The sequence below is a fragment of the Streptomyces sp. NPDC026538 genome, from assembly GCF_055567535.1.
On sequence record NZ_JBVHQG010000009.1, the window covers coordinates 13,536 to 30,122 of the forward strand.

The 16,587-nt window shown below is 71.6% G+C and carries 12 protein-coding genes; 9 read left to right on the forward strand and 3 right to left on the reverse strand.

The annotated features are described in order from the left end of the window. The 3 genes from ACZ4N4_RS31545 to ACZ4N4_RS31555 all read right to left on the reverse strand — a co-directional run bounded on the left by ACZ4N4_RS31545 (position 1) and on the right by ACZ4N4_RS31555 (position 4,993). Positions 1–1,641, reverse strand: a complete 1,641-nt coding sequence (locus ACZ4N4_RS31545) for a PucR family transcriptional regulator (RefSeq protein WP_453574773.1) — start codon at positions 1,639–1,641, stop codon at positions 1–3. A gap of 43 nt (positions 1,642–1,684) precedes the next feature. Beyond that, the gene (locus ACZ4N4_RS31550; protein WP_467595190.1) at positions 1,685–3,067 is read right to left on the reverse strand and encodes an FAD-binding oxidoreductase; all 1,383 of its coding nucleotides are present in this window, start codon (positions 3,065–3,067) and stop codon (positions 1,685–1,687) included. Between the two features lie 123 nt (positions 3,068–3,190). Next, entirely contained in the window at positions 3,191–4,993 is a 1,803-nt protein-coding gene (locus ACZ4N4_RS31555) for a glycoside hydrolase family 15 protein (protein ID WP_467595806.1), read from the reverse strand. Between the two features lie 513 nt (positions 4,994–5,506). Here ACZ4N4_RS31555 and ACZ4N4_RS31560 point away from each other — a divergent pair. From ACZ4N4_RS31560 to ACZ4N4_RS31600, 9 genes are all read left to right on the forward strand, one after another. Next, positions 5,507–7,177, forward strand: a complete 1,671-nt coding sequence (locus tag ACZ4N4_RS31560; protein WP_467595192.1) for a CTP synthase — start codon at positions 5,507–5,509, stop codon at positions 7,175–7,177. A 112-nt stretch (positions 7,178–7,289) separates the two neighbouring features. Then, positions 7,290–7,916: an NUDIX domain-containing protein gene (locus ACZ4N4_RS31565; protein ID WP_450758540.1), complete on the forward strand. Its 627-nt coding sequence runs from the start codon at positions 7,290–7,292 to the stop codon at positions 7,914–7,916. 171 nt (positions 7,917–8,087) lie between these two features. Beyond that, positions 8,088–10,145 carry a tetratricopeptide repeat protein gene (locus ACZ4N4_RS31570; protein ID WP_467595195.1) on the forward strand — a complete coding sequence of 686 codons (2,058 nt, stop codon included), beginning with the start codon at positions 8,088–8,090 and terminating at the stop codon, positions 10,143–10,145. 135 nt (positions 10,146–10,280) lie between these two features. Then, positions 10,281–11,405, forward strand: coding sequence for an alanine dehydrogenase (gene ald / locus ACZ4N4_RS31575; protein ID WP_453574781.1), 1,125 nt, complete (start codon positions 10,281–10,283; stop codon positions 11,403–11,405). Positions 11,406–11,817: 412 nt separating this feature from the next. Continuing rightward, positions 11,818–12,945, forward strand: a complete 1,128-nt coding sequence (locus ACZ4N4_RS31580; protein WP_450758544.1) for a ParA family protein — start codon at positions 11,818–11,820, stop codon at positions 12,943–12,945. Next, positions 12,930–13,556 (forward strand): hypothetical protein, encoded by a 627-nt coding sequence (locus ACZ4N4_RS31585; RefSeq protein ID WP_453574783.1) that lies wholly within the window; start codon positions 12,930–12,932, stop codon positions 13,554–13,556. Before ACZ4N4_RS31580 ends, ACZ4N4_RS31585 begins: the two co-directional genes overlap by 16 nt. A gap of 18 nt (positions 13,557–13,574) precedes the next feature. Further along, positions 13,575–14,654: a segregation and condensation protein A gene (locus ACZ4N4_RS31590; protein ID WP_467595198.1), complete on the forward strand. Its 1,080-nt coding sequence runs from the start codon at positions 13,575–13,577 to the stop codon at positions 14,652–14,654. Further along, positions 14,651–15,301 (forward strand): SMC-Scp complex subunit ScpB, encoded by a 651-nt coding sequence (gene scpB / locus ACZ4N4_RS31595; protein ID WP_453574787.1) that lies wholly within the window; start codon positions 14,651–14,653, stop codon positions 15,299–15,301. Before ACZ4N4_RS31590 ends, scpB begins: the two co-directional genes overlap by 4 nt. 11 nt (positions 15,302–15,312) lie before the next feature. Further along, positions 15,313–16,434, forward strand: a complete 1,122-nt coding sequence (locus ACZ4N4_RS31600; protein ID WP_453574789.1) for a pseudouridine synthase — start codon at positions 15,313–15,315, stop codon at positions 16,432–16,434. The last annotated feature ends 153 nt before the right edge of the window (positions 16,435–16,587 follow it).

A 16,587-nucleotide genomic window follows, 5' to 3' on the forward strand; every position in this document is an offset into this window, starting at 1 on the left:
CTAGGGGGCGTGCCGGCGGGCCCGCAGGGCGAGGCTCAACGCCAGTACCACCTGGGGGTCGTCGAGGTCGGTGCCCAGCAACTCGCCGATCCGGGCGAGCCGGTTGTAGAGGGTCTGCCGGTTGAGGTGGAGTTCACGGGCCGTCTCCGCCTTGCGGCCGGCATGCGCCAGGTAGGTCTCCAGGGTGGGCAGCAGGGGCGGCCTGGAGCGGTTGTCGTGGTCCCGGAGCGGGCCGATCGCCCGGTCGACGAAGGCCGCCAGGTCGGGGTGGTCGCGCAGCCGCCACAGCAGGAGGTCGATGTCGAGGCGGCGGGCGTCGTACCAGGGGCGGTCGGACAGGCCCTGGGCCGCCGTCGCCGTCTCGGCCGCGTGCCGCAGACCCGCCGAGGCGGCCGCCCAGCCGCCGGCCGCCCCGACCACCACGACCGGGGGAGCGGACCCGGGACGCTGCATCCCGGCGCGCTCCACGCCCGCCCGCAGCGCCGCCGCGACCCGGTCCGCGACCGTCGCCCGCTCCGCCTCCGAGCGCAGGCCCAGCAGGAGCGGCACCCGGCCCTCCACCGGCCGTACCCCAAGGAGCACGGGCGCGCCCACGGCCGCCAGCTCCTCGCCGACCGCCCGGGCCAGTACCGCCCAGCCCCCGCCCGGGGACAGCGAGTCGCCGACCCGCATGACCACCGGCAGCAGCGGGCTGTTGCCGGGCTTGAAGCCGAGGACGCGGGCCTGGGCCGGGGCGTCCGCCGCGGTGATGCGGCCCTCGGCGAGATCGGTCAGGAAGTCGCCGCGGCCGCGGGCCGCCAGCTCCTCCTCCTGACGGGCCTGCATCAGGACGACGGCCAGGATGCCGGCGGCCCGCTCGGCGGCCATGCGGTGCACGGAGGTGAGCGGCCCGCGTACCGGCAGCAGCACCAGCCGGGCGCGCACCGAGCCGGTCCCCGGGCCGCCGCCCGGCACGTCCACCAGGACGGCCCCGGTCGGCGGCGGCGCGTGCTTGTGCTGGCCGCGCAGCCCCTCCCACACCTGGAGCGGATCCGCACCCTCGGGCCCCGGTCCGGCGGCGTACAGCAGCTGGCCGTCGGTGGTCTCCAGGAAGACCGGGTTGCCGCAGAAGTCGGCGAGGATCGCCAGGACCTGAGGGACCCCGCCGCCGCCCAGCAGGGCCTCGGTGCAGCGGCGGTGCACCTCCTCGGCGCGCTGGAGGAGCGTGTAGTGGTGGTTGACGATCTCGGTGTGGATCTCCTCCGTCACCGTCACGAAGGGCACCTCGCGGTGCAGCGCGACCAGCGGCAGTCCGGTCGCCCGGGCGGTGTCGACGAGGGTGGCGGGCAGCCGGGAGAAACGCGGGCCCAGCTCCACCACCAGGGCGGCGATGCCCCGATCGGCGAGCGTGCGCACGAACGCCCGCTGGTCGCCCGGCCGGGTGCCCAGCCCGTAGCCGGTGGTGAGCAGCAGCTCGCCGCCCTTCAGCAGCGAGGCGATGTTCGGCACCTCGCCGGCGTGCACCCACCGCACGGTCCGGCCCAGCCGGTCTGCGCCCGCCAGGATCTCCGGGAGCCCGCTGCGCAGCCCGGGCAGCTCCAGCGCCCGCTGCACGGTGATCCCGCCCTGGGTGTCGAATCCGCTGCCCGTACCGCTGTCCATGGAGCGGACGCTACCTGGGCGAACGCCTTCCCGGCACCTTCCGCTAGAGCGGTTCGATGTTGTGGTTGAAGCGGAAGACGTTGTCGGCGTCCCAGGTCCGCTTCACCTTGCCGAGCCGCAGCGCGTTCGCCGCGCCCAGACCGGCCCGCACCCGCTCGGGGCCCTCGTCGCCGATGAAGTTGAGATAGACCGCGCCGGTGGACCAGGGCCGTACGGCGCTCCGGACGTCCCGCACCCAGGCGACCGCCCGCTCGTCGTCCGCGGGCCGAGCCCACATGCCGAAGGGGTGCACCGCCCAGGACGCGCTCCGGTACGGCACGGGGTACTCGGCCGGCCCGGCCGCGATCGCCCCGCCCTGCGGGAACAGCACATGCTGCGTGCCGGACGGCACCGGCATACCGTCCGCGCAGGCGCAGTAGGCGTCCACCGCCTCGTCGGGCAGCGCGGCCAGGTACTCGGCCGACCAGTAGTTCCGCAGGCCGAACGGGAAGTCGAGCATGCACTGCACCTCGGTGTACGGCATCGGGCCGACCACCTCCGCCTCGTGCGGCAGCGCCAGCAACGGCTCGGCGACCTTCCGCAGGCCCTCCTCGCCGCCGGCGTAGGTCACCAGGGCGACGCACACCAGCCTGCCCACCAGGTGCGCCGGTACGAACGGCAGCGGCGGGCCGGTGAGGTACTGCACCAGGCCGGCCGCCTCGTCGGGGCCGGTGCGGATCACCTCGCGGAAGGTGCGCACCGCGTCCGGGCCGGACTGCGGCGCGTACAGCAGCAGCGCGATCGAGAAGGCCGGCAGTTCGTGCAGTTCGAGGGTGAGTGCGGTGGCGACGCCGAAGTTCCCGCCGCCGCCGTGCAGGGCCCAGAACAGCTCCGGGTTCTCGTCGGCGCTGGCGTGCGTGAGCTCGCCGTCGGCGGTGACCAGCTCGACGCCGAGCAGGTTGTCGACGGCCAGGCCGAAGGCGCGGTCCAGCCAGCCCGTCCCGCCGCCCAGCACGAATCCGCCGACACCGGTGGTGGGGGCCCGGCCACCGGTGGTGGCGAGGCCGTACGGCTCGGTCGCCCGGTCCAGATCGCTCATGGTGGCGCCGCCCTGCACGCGCACCGCCTCCGCCGCCGGGTCGACGGTCACCGTGTGCATCCCGCGCAGATCCACCACGAGCGCGCCGTCGCCGCTCGCCGAGCCCGCCACGCTGTGGCCGCCGCCACGCACCGCGATCGCCAGGTCCAGCTCCCGGCCGAACCGCACCGCGCGGACCACGTCGGCGTTGTCGGCGCACTGGGCGATCACGGCGGGCCGCCGGTCGATCATGGAGTTGAAGACGGCACGGGCGTCGTCGTACCCGACGTCCCCCGGCGCGAACACCGGACCGATCAGATCCTCACGCAACGCGGCGAGCGCGGTGTGCGCCTTCGACGGGGGAGCCATGGCCGCCCCCCTTCCGACAACGGGGAGTCGCTCTCCACCAGCCTAAGCGTGAGCGCCCCGTCAGGGGCGCGGGGAACTGCGCGACCCGCCACAGCGGACGCGCAGACACCCGACCACCCGCACCTAGCCCCCGTACGCGCCCGACGCGGTCAGCCGCAGCGCCGTGTCGATCAGCGGCACATGGCTGAACGCCTGCGGGAAGTTCCCCACCTGCCGCTGCAGCCGCGGATCCCACTCCTCCGCCAGCAGCCCGAGGTCGTTCCGCAGCGCGAGAAGCTTCTCGAACAGCTTCCGGGCCTCGTCGACGCGGCCGATCATCGCGAGGTCGTCCGCCATCCAGAACGAGCAGGCCAGGAACGCCCCCTCGTCACCGGGGAGGCCGTCCACGCCCTCCTTGCCGCCCGAGGTCGGGTACCGCAGGATGAAGCCGTCCGACGTGGACAGCTCGCGCTGGATCGCCTCGATGGTGCCGATGACCCGCTTGTCGTCCGGCGGCAGGAACCCCATCTGGGGGATCAGCAGCAGCGACGCGTCCAGCTCCTGCGAGCCGTACGACTGCGTGAAAGTGTTCCGCTCCTTGTCGTAGCCCCGCTCGCAGACGTCCCGGTGGATGTCGTCGCGCAGTTCCTTCCAGCGCTCCAGCGGGCCGTCCGCGTCCCCGGACTCGATCAGCTTGATGGTGCGGTCCACCGCGACCCAGGCCATCACCTTGGAGTGCACGAAGTGCCGGCGTGGGCCGCGCACCTCCCAGATGCCCTCGTCCGGCTCGTCCCAGTGGTCCTCCAGGTAGCGGATGAGCTTCAGCTGGAGGAGGGAGGCGTAGTCGTTGCGCGCGAGGCCGGTCATGTGGGCCAGGTGCAGGGCCTCGGTGACCTCGCCGTAGACGTCCAGCTGGAGCTGGTGCGCCGCGCCGTTGCCGACCCGGACCGGGGCGGACTGCTCGTAGCCGGGCAGCCAGTCCAGCTCGGCCTCGCCCAGCTCGCGCTCGCCCGCGATGCCGTACATGATCTGCAGGTTCTCCGGGTCGCCGGCGACCGCGCGCAGCAGCCACTCGCGCCAGGCGCGGGCCTCCTCGCGGTAGCCGGTGCGCAGCAGCGAGGAGAGCGTGATGGCCGCGTCGCGCAGCCAGGTGTAGCGGTAGTCCCAGTTGCGGACGCCGCCGATGTCCTCCGGCAGGGAGGTGGTGGGCGCGGCGACGATGCCGCCGGTGGGGGCGTAGGTCAGCGCCTTCAGCGTGATCAGGGAGCGGATCACCGCCTCGCGGTACGGGCCGTGGTACGTGCAGTGCTCGACCCACTCCCGCCAGAAGTCCTCGGTCGCCTGCAGTGACTGCTCCGGCTCCGGCAGCGCGGGCGGCTGCTTGTGCGAGGGCTCCCAGGAGATCGTGAACGCGATCCGGTCACCCGGGGCCACCGTGAAGTCCGCGTACGTGGTCAGCGCCTTGCCGTAGGTCTCCGCCGAGGTGTCGAACCACACCGAGTCGGGGCCGGCGACGGCGACCGTACGGCCGTCGTGCTTGTGCACCCAGGGGACGACCCGGCCGTAGGAGAACCGCATGCGCAGCACCGAGCGCATCGGCACCCGGCCGGTGACGCCCTCGACGATCCGGATCAGCTGGGGCGCGCCGTCACGCGGCGGCATGAAGTCGGTGACCCGGACCGTGCCGCGCGGGGTGTCCCACTCCGACTCCAGGATCAGCGAATCGCCGCGGTAGGTGCGGCGGGCGGCGGTCGGCGGCTCGGAGTCGGCCGCGTGGGCCGGGCCGAGCCGCCAGAAGCCGTGTTCCTCGGTGCCGAGCAGACCGGCGAAGATGGCATGCGAGTCGAAGCGGGGCAGGCACAGCCAGTCCACTGTGCCGTCCCGGCAGACCAACGCCGCGGTCTGCATGTCTCCGATGAGTGCGTAGTCTTCGATGCGCCCGGCCACGTGCAACTCCAGTCGAACGGCCACGTCACCCCCCAGGCAAAAGGGGGCTGTCGCTAGTGCGGTCAAGGGGGGTTGTTGTTGTGCGTCGTTAAGCGGTGAAGCAAAGCAGCCCGCCGCGCCCTGAGGCAAAACGACAGTCATAGCTCAACGAACTGCCAAGCTCTCGTGTTCCGGGTGTGACGGGCGGGGGTGTGCCGTGTTTTTCCGGCCGGCTCGGCAGCGAGTGTCCGAGCAGGATACGACGCACGTAGATGATCTGCGTGCCGCTCCGGGCAACCCGTGTGAGCCGAATGGGTGAGCCCTGAGTGAAAACACGGTAAGCCAGGCCCCACGTCTGTGCCGATGTGTGTACGGAGCGTGGCCGGAAGCCATCTCTCCGCGGCGCTGATACCCTGGTAGCCCGTGGACCGGTGGGCACGAAACCCCCGAACCGCCGCGACGGCACCCCCGGAAACCTCCGGCGGGCGGCCGTACCGCATGACAGACCGCGACCACGGGAGCACCCTCTTGGCCATGCCGCCGAAATCTACGACGACCAAGCACATCTTCGTCACCGGGGGTGTCGCCTCCTCGCTCGGCAAGGGCCTCACCGCCTCCAGCCTGGGCATGCTGCTCAAGGCCCGCGGCCTGCGTGTGGTGATGCAGAAGCTCGACCCGTACCTGAACGTCGACCCGGGCACGATGAACCCCTTCCAGCACGGTGAGGTGTTCGTCACCAACGACGGTGCCGAGACCGACCTGGACATCGGCCACTACGAGCGTTTCCTCGACCGCGACCTGGACGGCTCCGCCAACGTCACCACAGGTCAGGTCTATTCGACGGTGATTGCCAAGGAACGGCGCGGCGAGTACCTGGGCGACACCGTCCAGGTCATCCCGCACATCACCAACGAGATCAAGCACCGCATCCGCCGGATGGCCACCGACGAGGTGGACGTCGTCATCACCGAGGTCGGCGGCACGGTCGGCGACATCGAGTCGCTGCCCTTCCTGGAGACCGTCCGCCAGGTCCGCCACGAGGTCGGCCGGGACAACGTCTTCGTGGTGCACATCTCGCTGCTGCCCTACATCGGGCCCTCCGGCGAGCTGAAGACCAAGCCCACCCAGCACTCGGTGGCCGCCCTGCGCAACATCGGTATCCAGCCGGACGCGATCGTGCTGCGCTGCGACCGCGAGGTGCCGACCGCCATCAAGCGCAAGATCTCGCTGATGTGCGATGTCGACGAGGCCGCGGTCGTGGCCTGCCCGGACGCCCGCTCGATCTACGACATCCCGAAGACCGTGCACGGCGAGGGCCTGGACGCCTATGTCGTCCGCAAGCTGGACCTGCCGTTCCGCGATGTGGACTGGCGGACCTGGGACGACCTGCTCGACCGCGTCCACAACCCCGACCACGAGATCACCCTCGCCCTGGTCGGCAAGTACATCGACCTGCCCGACGCCTACCTCTCGGTGACCGAGGCGCTGCGCGCCGGCGGTTTCGCCAACAAGGCCCGCGTGAAGATCAAGTGGGTGACGTCGGACGAGTGCAAGACGCAGGCCGGTGCCGCCGCGCAGCTCGGTGACGTCGACGGCATCTGCATCCCCGGCGGCTTCGGCGACCGCGGTGTGCTCGGCAAGGTCGGCGCCATCAGGTACGCCCGCGAGAACCGGATCCCGCTGCTCGGCCTCTGCCTGGGCCTGCAGTGCATCGTGATCGAGGCCGCGCGCAACCTGGCCGACATCCCGGACGCCAACTCCACCGAGTTCGACTCCGCCACCGGCCACCCGGTCATCTCCACCATGGCCGAGCAGCTGGACATCGTCGCCGGCGAGGGCGACATGGGCGGCACCATGCGGCTGGGCATGTACCCGGCCAAGCTGGCCGAGGGCTCCATCGTGCGCGAGGTGTACGACGGCAAGGAGTACGTCGAGGAGCGCCACCGGCACCGCTACGAGGTGAACAACGCCTACCGCGGCGAGCTGGAGAAGAAGGCCGGCATCGTGTTCTCCGGCACCTCCCCGGACGGCAAGCTCGTCGAGTACGTCGAGTACCCGCGTGACGTCCACCCCTACCTGGTCGCCACCCAGGCGCACCCGGAGCTGCGGTCCCGCCCGACCCGCCCGCACCCGCTCTTCGCGGGCCTGGTGAAGGCCGCCGTCGCCCGTCAGCAGGCCGAGGCCGAGCAGCCGAACTCGAAGTGACACACCGGTTGTACGGTGGCCGGGGTGCATACCTTCAAAGGGCGGGCACCCCGGTTTCATCCGGCCGGTCTTCTCGGCCGGTCTTTGAGAAGCGTGTGCGGAAGGGCAGGGCATGACGATCAAGGACACCCCCGAGGAGTGGGAGATCCGGGCGACGGAGACCCCCTTCGTGGGCAACAAGACCTCCGTCCGCACGGACGAGGTGGTCATGCCCGACGGCTCGGTGGTCCGCCGTGACTACCAGGTCCACCCCGGCTCGGTCGCCGTCCTCGCCCTCGACGAGGAGGACCGGGTGCTGCTCATCCGCCAGTACCGCCACCCGGTCCGGCACAAGCTCTGGGAGATCCCGGCCGGGCTGCTCGACGTCCCCGGCGAGAACCCGCTGCACGCCGCCCAGCGCGAGCTGTACGAAGAGGCGCACGTCAAGGCCGAGGAGTGGCGGGTGCTGACCGACCTCTACACCACCCCCGGCGGCTGTGACGAGGCCGTACGGATCTTCCTCGCCCGCGATCTCTCCGAGGCCGAGGGCGCGCGCTTCGAGACGGAGCACGAGGAGATCGACCTGGAGTACGCGCGCGTACCGGTCGACGAACTGGTACGGCTGGTGCTCGCCGGCGATGTGCACAACAACTGCCTGGTGACGGGCGTCCTCTCGCTGGTCGCCGCCCGCACCGGCGACGGCCTCGACACGCTGCGCCCGGCCGACGCGCCGTGGCCGGCCCGGCCCTTCGAGTCCTGACCCCCCTCAGGCGGTCCGGTGTGACCATCGCCTGATCCGATCGGGCGATGTGCCCGCCGCGCTCCACCCGGAACGTCCTTGCACGTGAACTAGGCTCGACGCGATTGAGCCGAAAGGCCCGAACCGGAGTCCCGGCGGGCATGCGTGTGCGGTGGGACGGGAGTGTGGCCCGTGACGGATCAGGCGGTGGACACAGGCGGCGCGCGAGTGCCGGCGCCCGCGGCCACGGAAGACCAATTCCTGGGCCGTACAAGGGAGTTGAAAGAACTGCGCGCCGACATCGAGCGCGCGGGCCTGGACACCATCGCCGGGCGCAAGGCACCGCGCGCCCGGGTCCTGCTCATCGCGGGCAGACCCGGATCCGGCCGCACCGCCCTCGCCGGGGAACTCGTACGGCGGGTCGCCGCCGACTACCCCGACGGGGTGCTGCGAGCCCGCCTCGCCGAGCCCGACGGCACCCCCGTCCCCGTCGAGCGCACCGCCCGGGAACTCCTCACCGCCCTGCGGCTGCCCACCCCGGCCGGCGCCGCCGAGGACGACCTCACCCACGCCCTGCGCACCGCCCTCGCCGAGCGCCGGATGCTGCTCCTCCTCGACGACGCGCCGGGCGCCGAACACGTCGACGCGCTGCTCCCGGACACCCCCGGCTGCCTGGCCGTCGCCGTCTCCGGCGGCCCGCTCACCGGGATCTCCGACGTCCGCCCGTGCACCCTGGGCGGACTGGACACCAAGTCGGCCGTGGAACTCCTCTCCCGGTACACCGGCTCGGTCCGCATCACCGTCGACCCGCGGTCCGCCGAGGCGCTGGTCGAGGTGTGCCAGGGGCAGCCCGCCGCGATCACCCTGGCCGGCGGCTGGCTGGGGGCACACCCCAAGGTGGCCGTCTCCGACCTCGCCAAGCGGCTGCACGCCGACCCCGAGGACGGCACCGCCCTCGCCCGGGTCTTCCGGTTCGTCCACGACGACCTGTCCGCCCAGTCCGCCCGGATACTGCGACTTCTCTCCCTGGCCCCGGCCGGCCTGGTCGACCCGCACACCGCCTCCTCCCTGGCCGGCTGCTCTGTTGACACCGCCCGCACCACCCTGGACGAGCTGGTCCGCCTCAGCCTGCTGCACCCCATGACCACTCCGCTGCCCCAGTACGAGGTCCCCGGCTGCCTGCACCCCCTGCTCCGCGGGCTGGCCGAGACCCAGGAACGCGCCGGGGAACTCCAGCTGGCCCGGGCCCGGATGCTGGAGCGCACGGTACGGCTGCTGCAGTCCTGCCGGGCGATCACCGAGACCGACAACCCGCAGGCCCGCGAGAAACTTCAGGCCCTGCCCCGCGAGCTGCGCTTCCCCACCCCCCGGGCCGCCGCCGACTGGCTGCGGGTCCGGCGCCCGGCGCTGCTCGCCGCGGCCCGCGCGGCGGTCGCCGACGGCGAGCTGGACACCCTGGCCCGCCGGCTGATGTCCCAGCTGGTCAAGGCCATGGCGGCACACTTCGGCACCCAGGCGGCCGCCCCCGACCTGTACGGGATCCACCGGCTCGTCCTCGATGTCGCCGAGCGCCGTCACCTGCCCCGCGAGCAGGCCGCCGCGCTGCTGAACCTGGCGGACCTGGACGCGCAGACCGGACGCACCATGGACGCGCTGGTCCGCTATCGGTCTGCTCTGAACGCCGGACGCAGTGCAAATGACCCGTACGCGACCGGCCGCGCAATGGAATCCGTAGGTGGCGCGTACCAGGAGCTGGGGGATTACGACCGGGCCGCCGACTGGTTCGGCCGCGCCCTCGCCGAGCGCCTCGCCCGGGACGAGCGCGCCGAGGCCGCCCGGCTCTACGGCCGTATCGCCGGTGCGCACACCTACGCGGGCCGCTACGGCGAGGCGCTGCGGGCCTGGCGGGCGGCCGTTTCCGGACACCGCAAGAACGGCGATGTGGCCGCGCAGGCACGGGCGTTGAGCGAGCTGGCCCGGGTCCAGGAGTACGCCGGCCGGCCCACGGAGTCGCTGCGCACCTGCCGGGAGGCGGTCGAGTGGGCGCGCCGCGCCGAGGACACCCGGCTGCAGGCCGCGCTCCAGCTGCGGCTCGCCGACACGCTGGAGCGCCTCGGCGACTCCACCGCCGCGAGCCTGCACCGCTCCGCCGCCGAGCGCATGCTGGGTGAGGAGCCCCTCGACCAGGACTCCAGCCCGGAACAGGGAGATAACGCCTGCGAAATCCGTAGCGAGTCCGGCGAAGATTGATGCAATGAAAGGCTAGACAGCCGGAACGCCTTCATTAAACTGGCTCTGCCGCCGGTTCTCCTGCGGTGTCTCCTGGTGTGTTCCCGCATGCCGGGTATGTGCTGTTATGCCCCCACACCCTCTGAGCCAAGGACCGTGATCGACGTGAAGGTCGGCATCCCCCGCGAGGTCAAGAACAACGAGTTCCGGGTGGCCATCACCCCCGCCGGTGTGCACGAGCTGGTGCGCCACGGCCACCAGGTCGTCGTCGAGCGCGGCGCCGGCGTCGGCTCGTCGATCCCGGACGACGAGTACATCGCCGCCGGCGCGCAGATCCTGGACACGGCCGACGAGGTGTGGGCCACCGCCGACCTGCTGCTGAAGGTCAAGGAGCCGATCGCGGAGGAGTACCACCGTCTCCGCAAGGACCAGACCCTCTTCACCTACCTGCACCTGGCCGCGTCCAAGGAGTGCACCGACGCCCTCCTGGAGTCCGGCACCACCGCCATCGCCTACGAGACCGTCGAGCTGCCGAGCCGCGCCCTGCCGCTGCTCGCCCCGATGTCCGAGGTCGCGGGCCGGCTCGCCCCGCAGGTCGGCGCCTACCACCTGATGCGCGCGGCCGGCGGCCGTGGCGTCCTGCCCGGCGGCGTCCCCGGTGTGCTGCCCGCCAAGGCCGTCGTCATCGGCGGCGGTGTCTCCGGCTGGAACGCCGTGCAGATCGCCATCGGCATGGGCTTCGACGTGACCCTGCTCGACCGTGACATCAACAAGCTGCGCGAGGCCGACAAGATCTTCGGCACCAAGGTCAAGGCCGTCATGTCCAACTCCTTCGAGCTGGAGAAGGCGTGCCTGGAGGCCGACCTGGTGATCGGCGCGGTGCTCATCCCGGGCGCCAAGGCCCCCAAGCTGGTCACCAACGAGCTGGTCTCCCGCATGAAGCCGGGAAGTGTTCTTGTCGACATCGCGATCGACCAGGGCGGCTGCTTCGAGGACTCCCGCCCCACCACGCACGCCGAGCCGACCTTCCGGGTCCACGAGTCGGTCTTCTACTGCGTCGCCAACATGCCCGGCGCGGTGCCCAACACCTCCACCTACGCGCTCACCAACGCCACGCTGCCGTACATCGTGTCGCTGGCGGACAACGGCTGGGTCGAGGCGCTGCGCCGCGACGCCGCGCTCGCCCGGGGTCTCAACACCCATGACGGCAAGGTCGTTTACCGCGAGGTCGCCGAGGCGCACGGCCTGGAGCACGTGGAGCTCGACACGCTGCTGGACTGAGCCGCTCCGCCGAGGCGGTGGCTAAGTCACCTTTTCGTAAAGGCGATACGTCAACAAGCCGCGTCAATCGCGTACACCCGGCCGGACCTTGCCCGACAAGGTCCGGCCGGATGTGTGTATGGTCACTTTGCGACGCTCGGTCAACTCGCCTCGAACGTAACCCTTCGACCGATTCGCACACCGGTGAAACCTGCTGTGCGACGGCCGTACGCCCTTGACAGCAGGATGTTTCATTGCCGACACATCCTGCCGGGTCCGGCGGATTGTGTTGCTGCGGACGCCCGACACGCCATAGAGTCGCCAACCGTCGGCATGGTGCCACGCTGACCTGTCTAGAAGTTTCCTGGTCACCAAGGAGGTAAGACGACTTGTGAATGAGTCGACATTTTCTCCCGGGGGTGGTCAACCAGGAATGCCGGTGAGGGACCAGGGTCCCGCGGGGTTCGAGGCTGTCGGCTCCGTCGCGGTGCGCACCTTCGCAGCCCATCAGAGTTCGCTGACCACGCGGACAGCACACCAGAGCATGGATGGCCATCACGTGAACGCCATGGCCGGCGACGGAAGTGGCGCGCCCCACAGCCAGTTCGCCGACTACGACGACCTGCCCGACGGGCACTTCTACGACCCCGACGCCGAATACGAGCCCGATCCGGAGTACGCGGCCACACTCGCGCCCGACGCGGCCCGCCAGCGCCGCGAGCGCGTCGGCCCGACCGGGCGCCCACTGCCGTACTTCCCGATCCCGGGCCCGGTGACCAGTCACGGCCCCGCGACGATCATCGCGATGTGCAACCAGAAGGGCGGCGTCGGCAAGACCACGTCGACCATCAACCTGGGTGCCGCGCTCGCGGAGTACGGCCGGCGGGTGCTGCTCGTGGACTTCGACCCGCAGGGCGCGCTGTCGGTCGGTCTGGGCGTCAACCCGATGGAGCTCGACCTCACCGTCTACAACCTGCTCATGGAGCGGGGCATGGCGGCCGACGAGGTGCTCCTGAAGACGGCGGTCCCCAACATGGACCTGCTGCCCTCCAACATCGACCTGTCGGCCGCCGAGGTCCAGCTGGTCTCCGAGGTCGCCCGCGAGTCGACGCTGCAGCGCGCCCTGAAGCCGCTGCTGCCCGACTACGACTACATCGTGATCGACTGTCAGCCCTCGCTCGGCCTGCTCACGGTCAACGCGCTGACGGCCGCCCACAAGGTGATCGTGCCGCTGGAGTGCGAGTTCTTCGCCCTGCGTGGTGTCGCCCTGCTGACCGAGACCATCGAGAAGGTCCAGGAGCGGCTCAACCCGGAGCTGGAGCTCGACGGCATCCTCGCCACCATGTACGACTCCCGCACCGTGCACAGCCGTGAGGTGCTCGCGCGTGTCGTCGAGGCCTTCGACGACCACGTCTACCACACGGTCATCGGCCGCACGGTCCGCTTCCCGGAGACCACGGTCGCCGGCGAGCCGATCACCACGTACGCCTCCAACTCCGTCGGTGCCGCCGCCTACCGCCAGCTCGCCAGGGAGGTGCTCGCCCGGTGTCACGCCGAGTGAGTCTGCCGGGGGCCGACGAACTGTTCCGTACGACCGGGGGGATGGCGCTGCAGCCGTCCACACCCAGGCGCCCGGCCAACGGCGAGGCCCGGGTGCCGGCTCCCGCGAGTCCCGCGGAGAGCGACGGCACGGCGGCCGAGGCCGCCGACGACGCGCCGCACTCGGTGCCCGTGCAGGGCGGCGACGGCGAGGGCGCGGAGCACGTGGCGGCGGAGGCCGAGTCGACCGACGCCGGGGAGTCCCGCAACCACGCCGTGGCGCCGGCCGGGTCCTCGGCGACGGTCACGCCGTCGGTCGACCGGTCCGGGCGGCGGCAGGCGGCGCAGGAAGGTTCTGGCGCCTCCGCCGAGCAGGCGCAGCCCCGCAAGCGCGGCGGCCGGGCACCCGCGCGGCGGCCCAGCGGCCGCGAACGGCACGACGAGAAGATCACCGTCTACGTCTCCGCCGAGGAGCTGATGGATCTGGAGCACGCGCGTCTCGTGCTCCGCGGCGAACACGGACTGGCCGTGGACCGGGGCCGGATCGTCCGCGAGGCGGTCGCCGTGGTGCTGGCCGACCTGGAGTCCCGAGGGGACGCGAGCATCCTCGTACGACGGCTGCGCGGCCGGTAGGGGTAGCCTGCGGGGGCTATGACCTCGACCGACGCTCCCGTTCCCGGCCCCTCGGGCGGCCGTCGGCGTGTGCTGGGACAGGGTCCGGGCACGGCGGCTCCGACCGTTTCCGCGGAGGCGGAGGCGGCGCCCGAGGCCGTCGTGGCGGAGCCGGAGCCTGCCGTAGCGGAGCCCGTCGTACCTGCCGTAGCGGAGCCCGTCGTAGCGGAGCCCGGACCCGAGCCGGAGGCTCCTCCTGCCGAGGAGGTCGGCGAGGCTCCCGCCGCGACCAGTGAACCGGAACCCGTACCCGACGGGGTCTTCAAGGTCCGGCTCGCCAACTTCGAGGGTCCCTTCGACCTCCTCCTCCAGCTGATCTCCAAGCACAAGCTGGACGTCACCGAGGTCGCGCTCTCCAAGGTCACCGACGAGTTCATGGCGCACATCCGGGCCATGGGGCCGGACTGGGACCTGGACCAGACGACCGAGTTCCTCGTCGTCGCCGCCACCCTGCTCGATCTCAAGGCCGCCCGGCTGCTGCCCGCCGCCGAGGTCGAGGACGAGGCCGACCTGGCCCTCCTCGAAGCCCGCGACCTGCTCTTCGCGCGGCTGCTGCAGTACCGCGCGTACAAGCAGATCGCCGACATCTTCAACCGGCGCCTGGACGAAGAGGCCCGCCGCTGGCCCCGTACCGTCGGCCTGGAGCCGCACCTGGCCGAGCTGCTGCCCGAGGTCGTCATCAGCATCGGCCCCGAAGGCTTCGCCAAGCTCGCGGTCAAGGCGATGCAGCCCAAACCCAAGCCGCAGGTGTACATCGACCACATCCACGCCCCGCTGGTCAGCGTGCAGGAGCAGGCCGGGATCGTGGTGGCGCGCCTGCGGGAGCTGGGCGAGGCCAGCTTCCAGTCGCTCATCGAGGACACCGACGACACCCTCACCGTCGTCGCCCGCTTCCTGGCCCTCCTCGAGCTGTACCGCGAGAAGGCCGTCGCGCTGGACCAGGAGACCGCGCTCGGCGATCTGATCGTGCGGTGGACCGGCGGGGACGGCGCCACCGAGCCGGTGGTGACCGACGAGTTCGACCGGCCGCCCGAGCCGCCCAAGGAGGACAAGGCGTGAGCGAGGACACCACCCAGCTGCCGGCCGGGCTGCGCCCGGTCGCCGAACTCGACCTCAAGCCGGCCCTGGAGGCCGTCCTCATGGTCGTGGACGAGCCCGCCACCGCCGAGCACCTGGCCAAGATCCTGGAGCGGCCGAGGCAGACGATCACGAAGGCGCTGCGGGCGCTGGCCGAGGAGTACACCGCCCAGGGCCGCGGCTTCGAGCTGCGCTTCGTCGCGGGCGGCTGGCGCTTCTACACGCGGGGCGAGTACGCGCCCGCCGTCGAGCGGCTGGTCCTGGAGGGCCAGACAGCCCGCCTCACCCAGGCCGCGCTGGAGACCCTGGCGGTCGTCGCGTACCGCCAGCCGGTGAGCCGCAGCCGCGTCTCGGCCGTACGCGGAGTCAACTGCGACGGTGTGATGCGCACCCTGCTGCAGCGCGGTCTGGTCGAGGAGGCGGGCGCGGAACCCGAAACAGGTGCGATCCTGTACAGGACGACGAACTACTTCCTGGAGCGGATGGGCCTGCGCGGCCTGGACGAACTTCCGGAACTCGCGCCCTTCCTCCCGGAGGCGGAGGCGATCGAGGCCGAGACCCAGGAGGGCGTACCGTCGTTCGACCCGGACGCACCCGATGCGCCGGGTACAGACGACGCAGACGACTAGACGGAAATTTGATGCGAAGCAGCAGCGGCAGGAACAGCAGCGGAAACAACGGCGGGAGCCGTGGTGGCAACAGCGGCGGCCGCGGCGGGAGCAGCGGTGGCCGCGGTAACTACCGTGGCGCCGGTAACGCCCGCGACGACAAGCAGGGGGGCCGGCCGAAGAAGCCGCGCCCGGAGGAGCGGCGCTACGACGTGGGCCCCGGCGCCACCCAGGACGGCCCGAAGTCGGGCCGCGGCGCCTCGGCGCGCGGCGGCGCCAAGGGCGGTCCCAGGCAGGGCCAGGGCACCGGGCGCGGCCGTACCGCTCCGGCGAGCTCCCGCGAGTACGACGCCCGGGCCGAGGAGCGCAACCGGGAGCGGTACGCCGGCAAGCCGGACGTGAAGCTCCCCAAGACCTTCCCGGGCGCCGAGCAGGAGGGCGAGCGGCTGCAGAAGGTCCTCGCCCGCGCGGGCTACGGCTCACGGCGCGCCTGTGAGGAGCTGATCGAGCAGTCCCGGGTCGAGGTCAACGGCGAGATCGTCGTCGAGCAGGGCAAGCGGGTCGACCCCGAGAAGGACGAGGTCAGGGTCGACGGGCTGACCGTCGCCACGCAGTCGTACCAGTTCTTCTCGCTGAACAAGCCGGCCGGCGTGGTGTCCACCATGGAGGACCCGGACGGGCGGCAGTGCCTCGGTGACTACGTCACCAACCGGGAGACCCGGCTCTTCCACGTGGGGCGCCTGGACACCGAGACCGAGGGCGTCATCCTGCTCACCAACCACGGCGAGCTGGCGCACCGGCTGACCCACCCCAAGTACGGCGTGAAGAAGACCTACCTCGCGCACATCGTGGGCCCGATCCCGCGCGACCTCGGCAAGAAGCTCAAGGACGGCATCCAGCTGGAGGACGGGTACGCGCGCGCGGACCACTTCCGGGTCGTCGAGCAGACCGGCAAGAACTACCTCGTCGAGGTCACCCTGCACGAGGGCCGCAAGCACATCGTGCGGCGCATGCTGGCCGAGGCCGGCTTCCCGGTCGACAAGCTGGTGCGGGTCTCCTTCGGGCCGATCACCCTCGGCGACCAGAAGTCGGGCTGGCTGCGCCGCCTGTCCAACACCGAGGTCGGGATGCTCATGAAGGAAGTCGACCTCTAAGACCCCGTACAAGGCCCGCGACCCCGTGAAGGGGCTTGCGCGGCTTTCTGACGGCCGGTTCCGGGCACCCCGGAACCGGCCGTCGTCATGTCCGGGAACAGGGCTCCAGCGGCCGCTGAGGGCTTGCACGGTGACCTGCGACGACTTTATAGT

Bases quoted from the DNA above. Each gene is read 5' to 3' on its own strand.
- ACZ4N4_RS31545 (WP_453574773.1), bottom strand. From the start codon at position 1,641: ATGGACAGCGGTACGGGCAGCGGATTCGACACCCAGGGCGGGATCACC.
- ACZ4N4_RS31600 (WP_453574789.1), top strand. From the start codon at position 15,313: ATGCGAAGCAGCAGCGGCAGGAACAGCAGCGGAAACAACGGCGGGAGC.
- ACZ4N4_RS31560 (WP_467595192.1), top strand. From the start codon at position 5,507: ATGCCGCCGAAATCTACGACGACCAAGCACATCTTCGTCACCGGGGGT.
- ACZ4N4_RS31565 (WP_450758540.1), top strand. From the start codon at position 7,290: ATGACGATCAAGGACACCCCCGAGGAGTGGGAGATCCGGGCGACGGAG.
- ACZ4N4_RS31580 (WP_450758544.1), top strand. From the start codon at position 11,818: ATGCCGGTGAGGGACCAGGGTCCCGCGGGGTTCGAGGCTGTCGGCTCC.
- ACZ4N4_RS31590 (WP_467595198.1), top strand. From the start codon at position 13,575: ATGACCTCGACCGACGCTCCCGTTCCCGGCCCCTCGGGCGGCCGTCGG.
- ACZ4N4_RS31550 (WP_467595190.1), bottom strand. From the start codon at position 3,067: ATGGCTCCCCCGTCGAAGGCGCACACCGCGCTCGCCGCGTTGCGTGAG.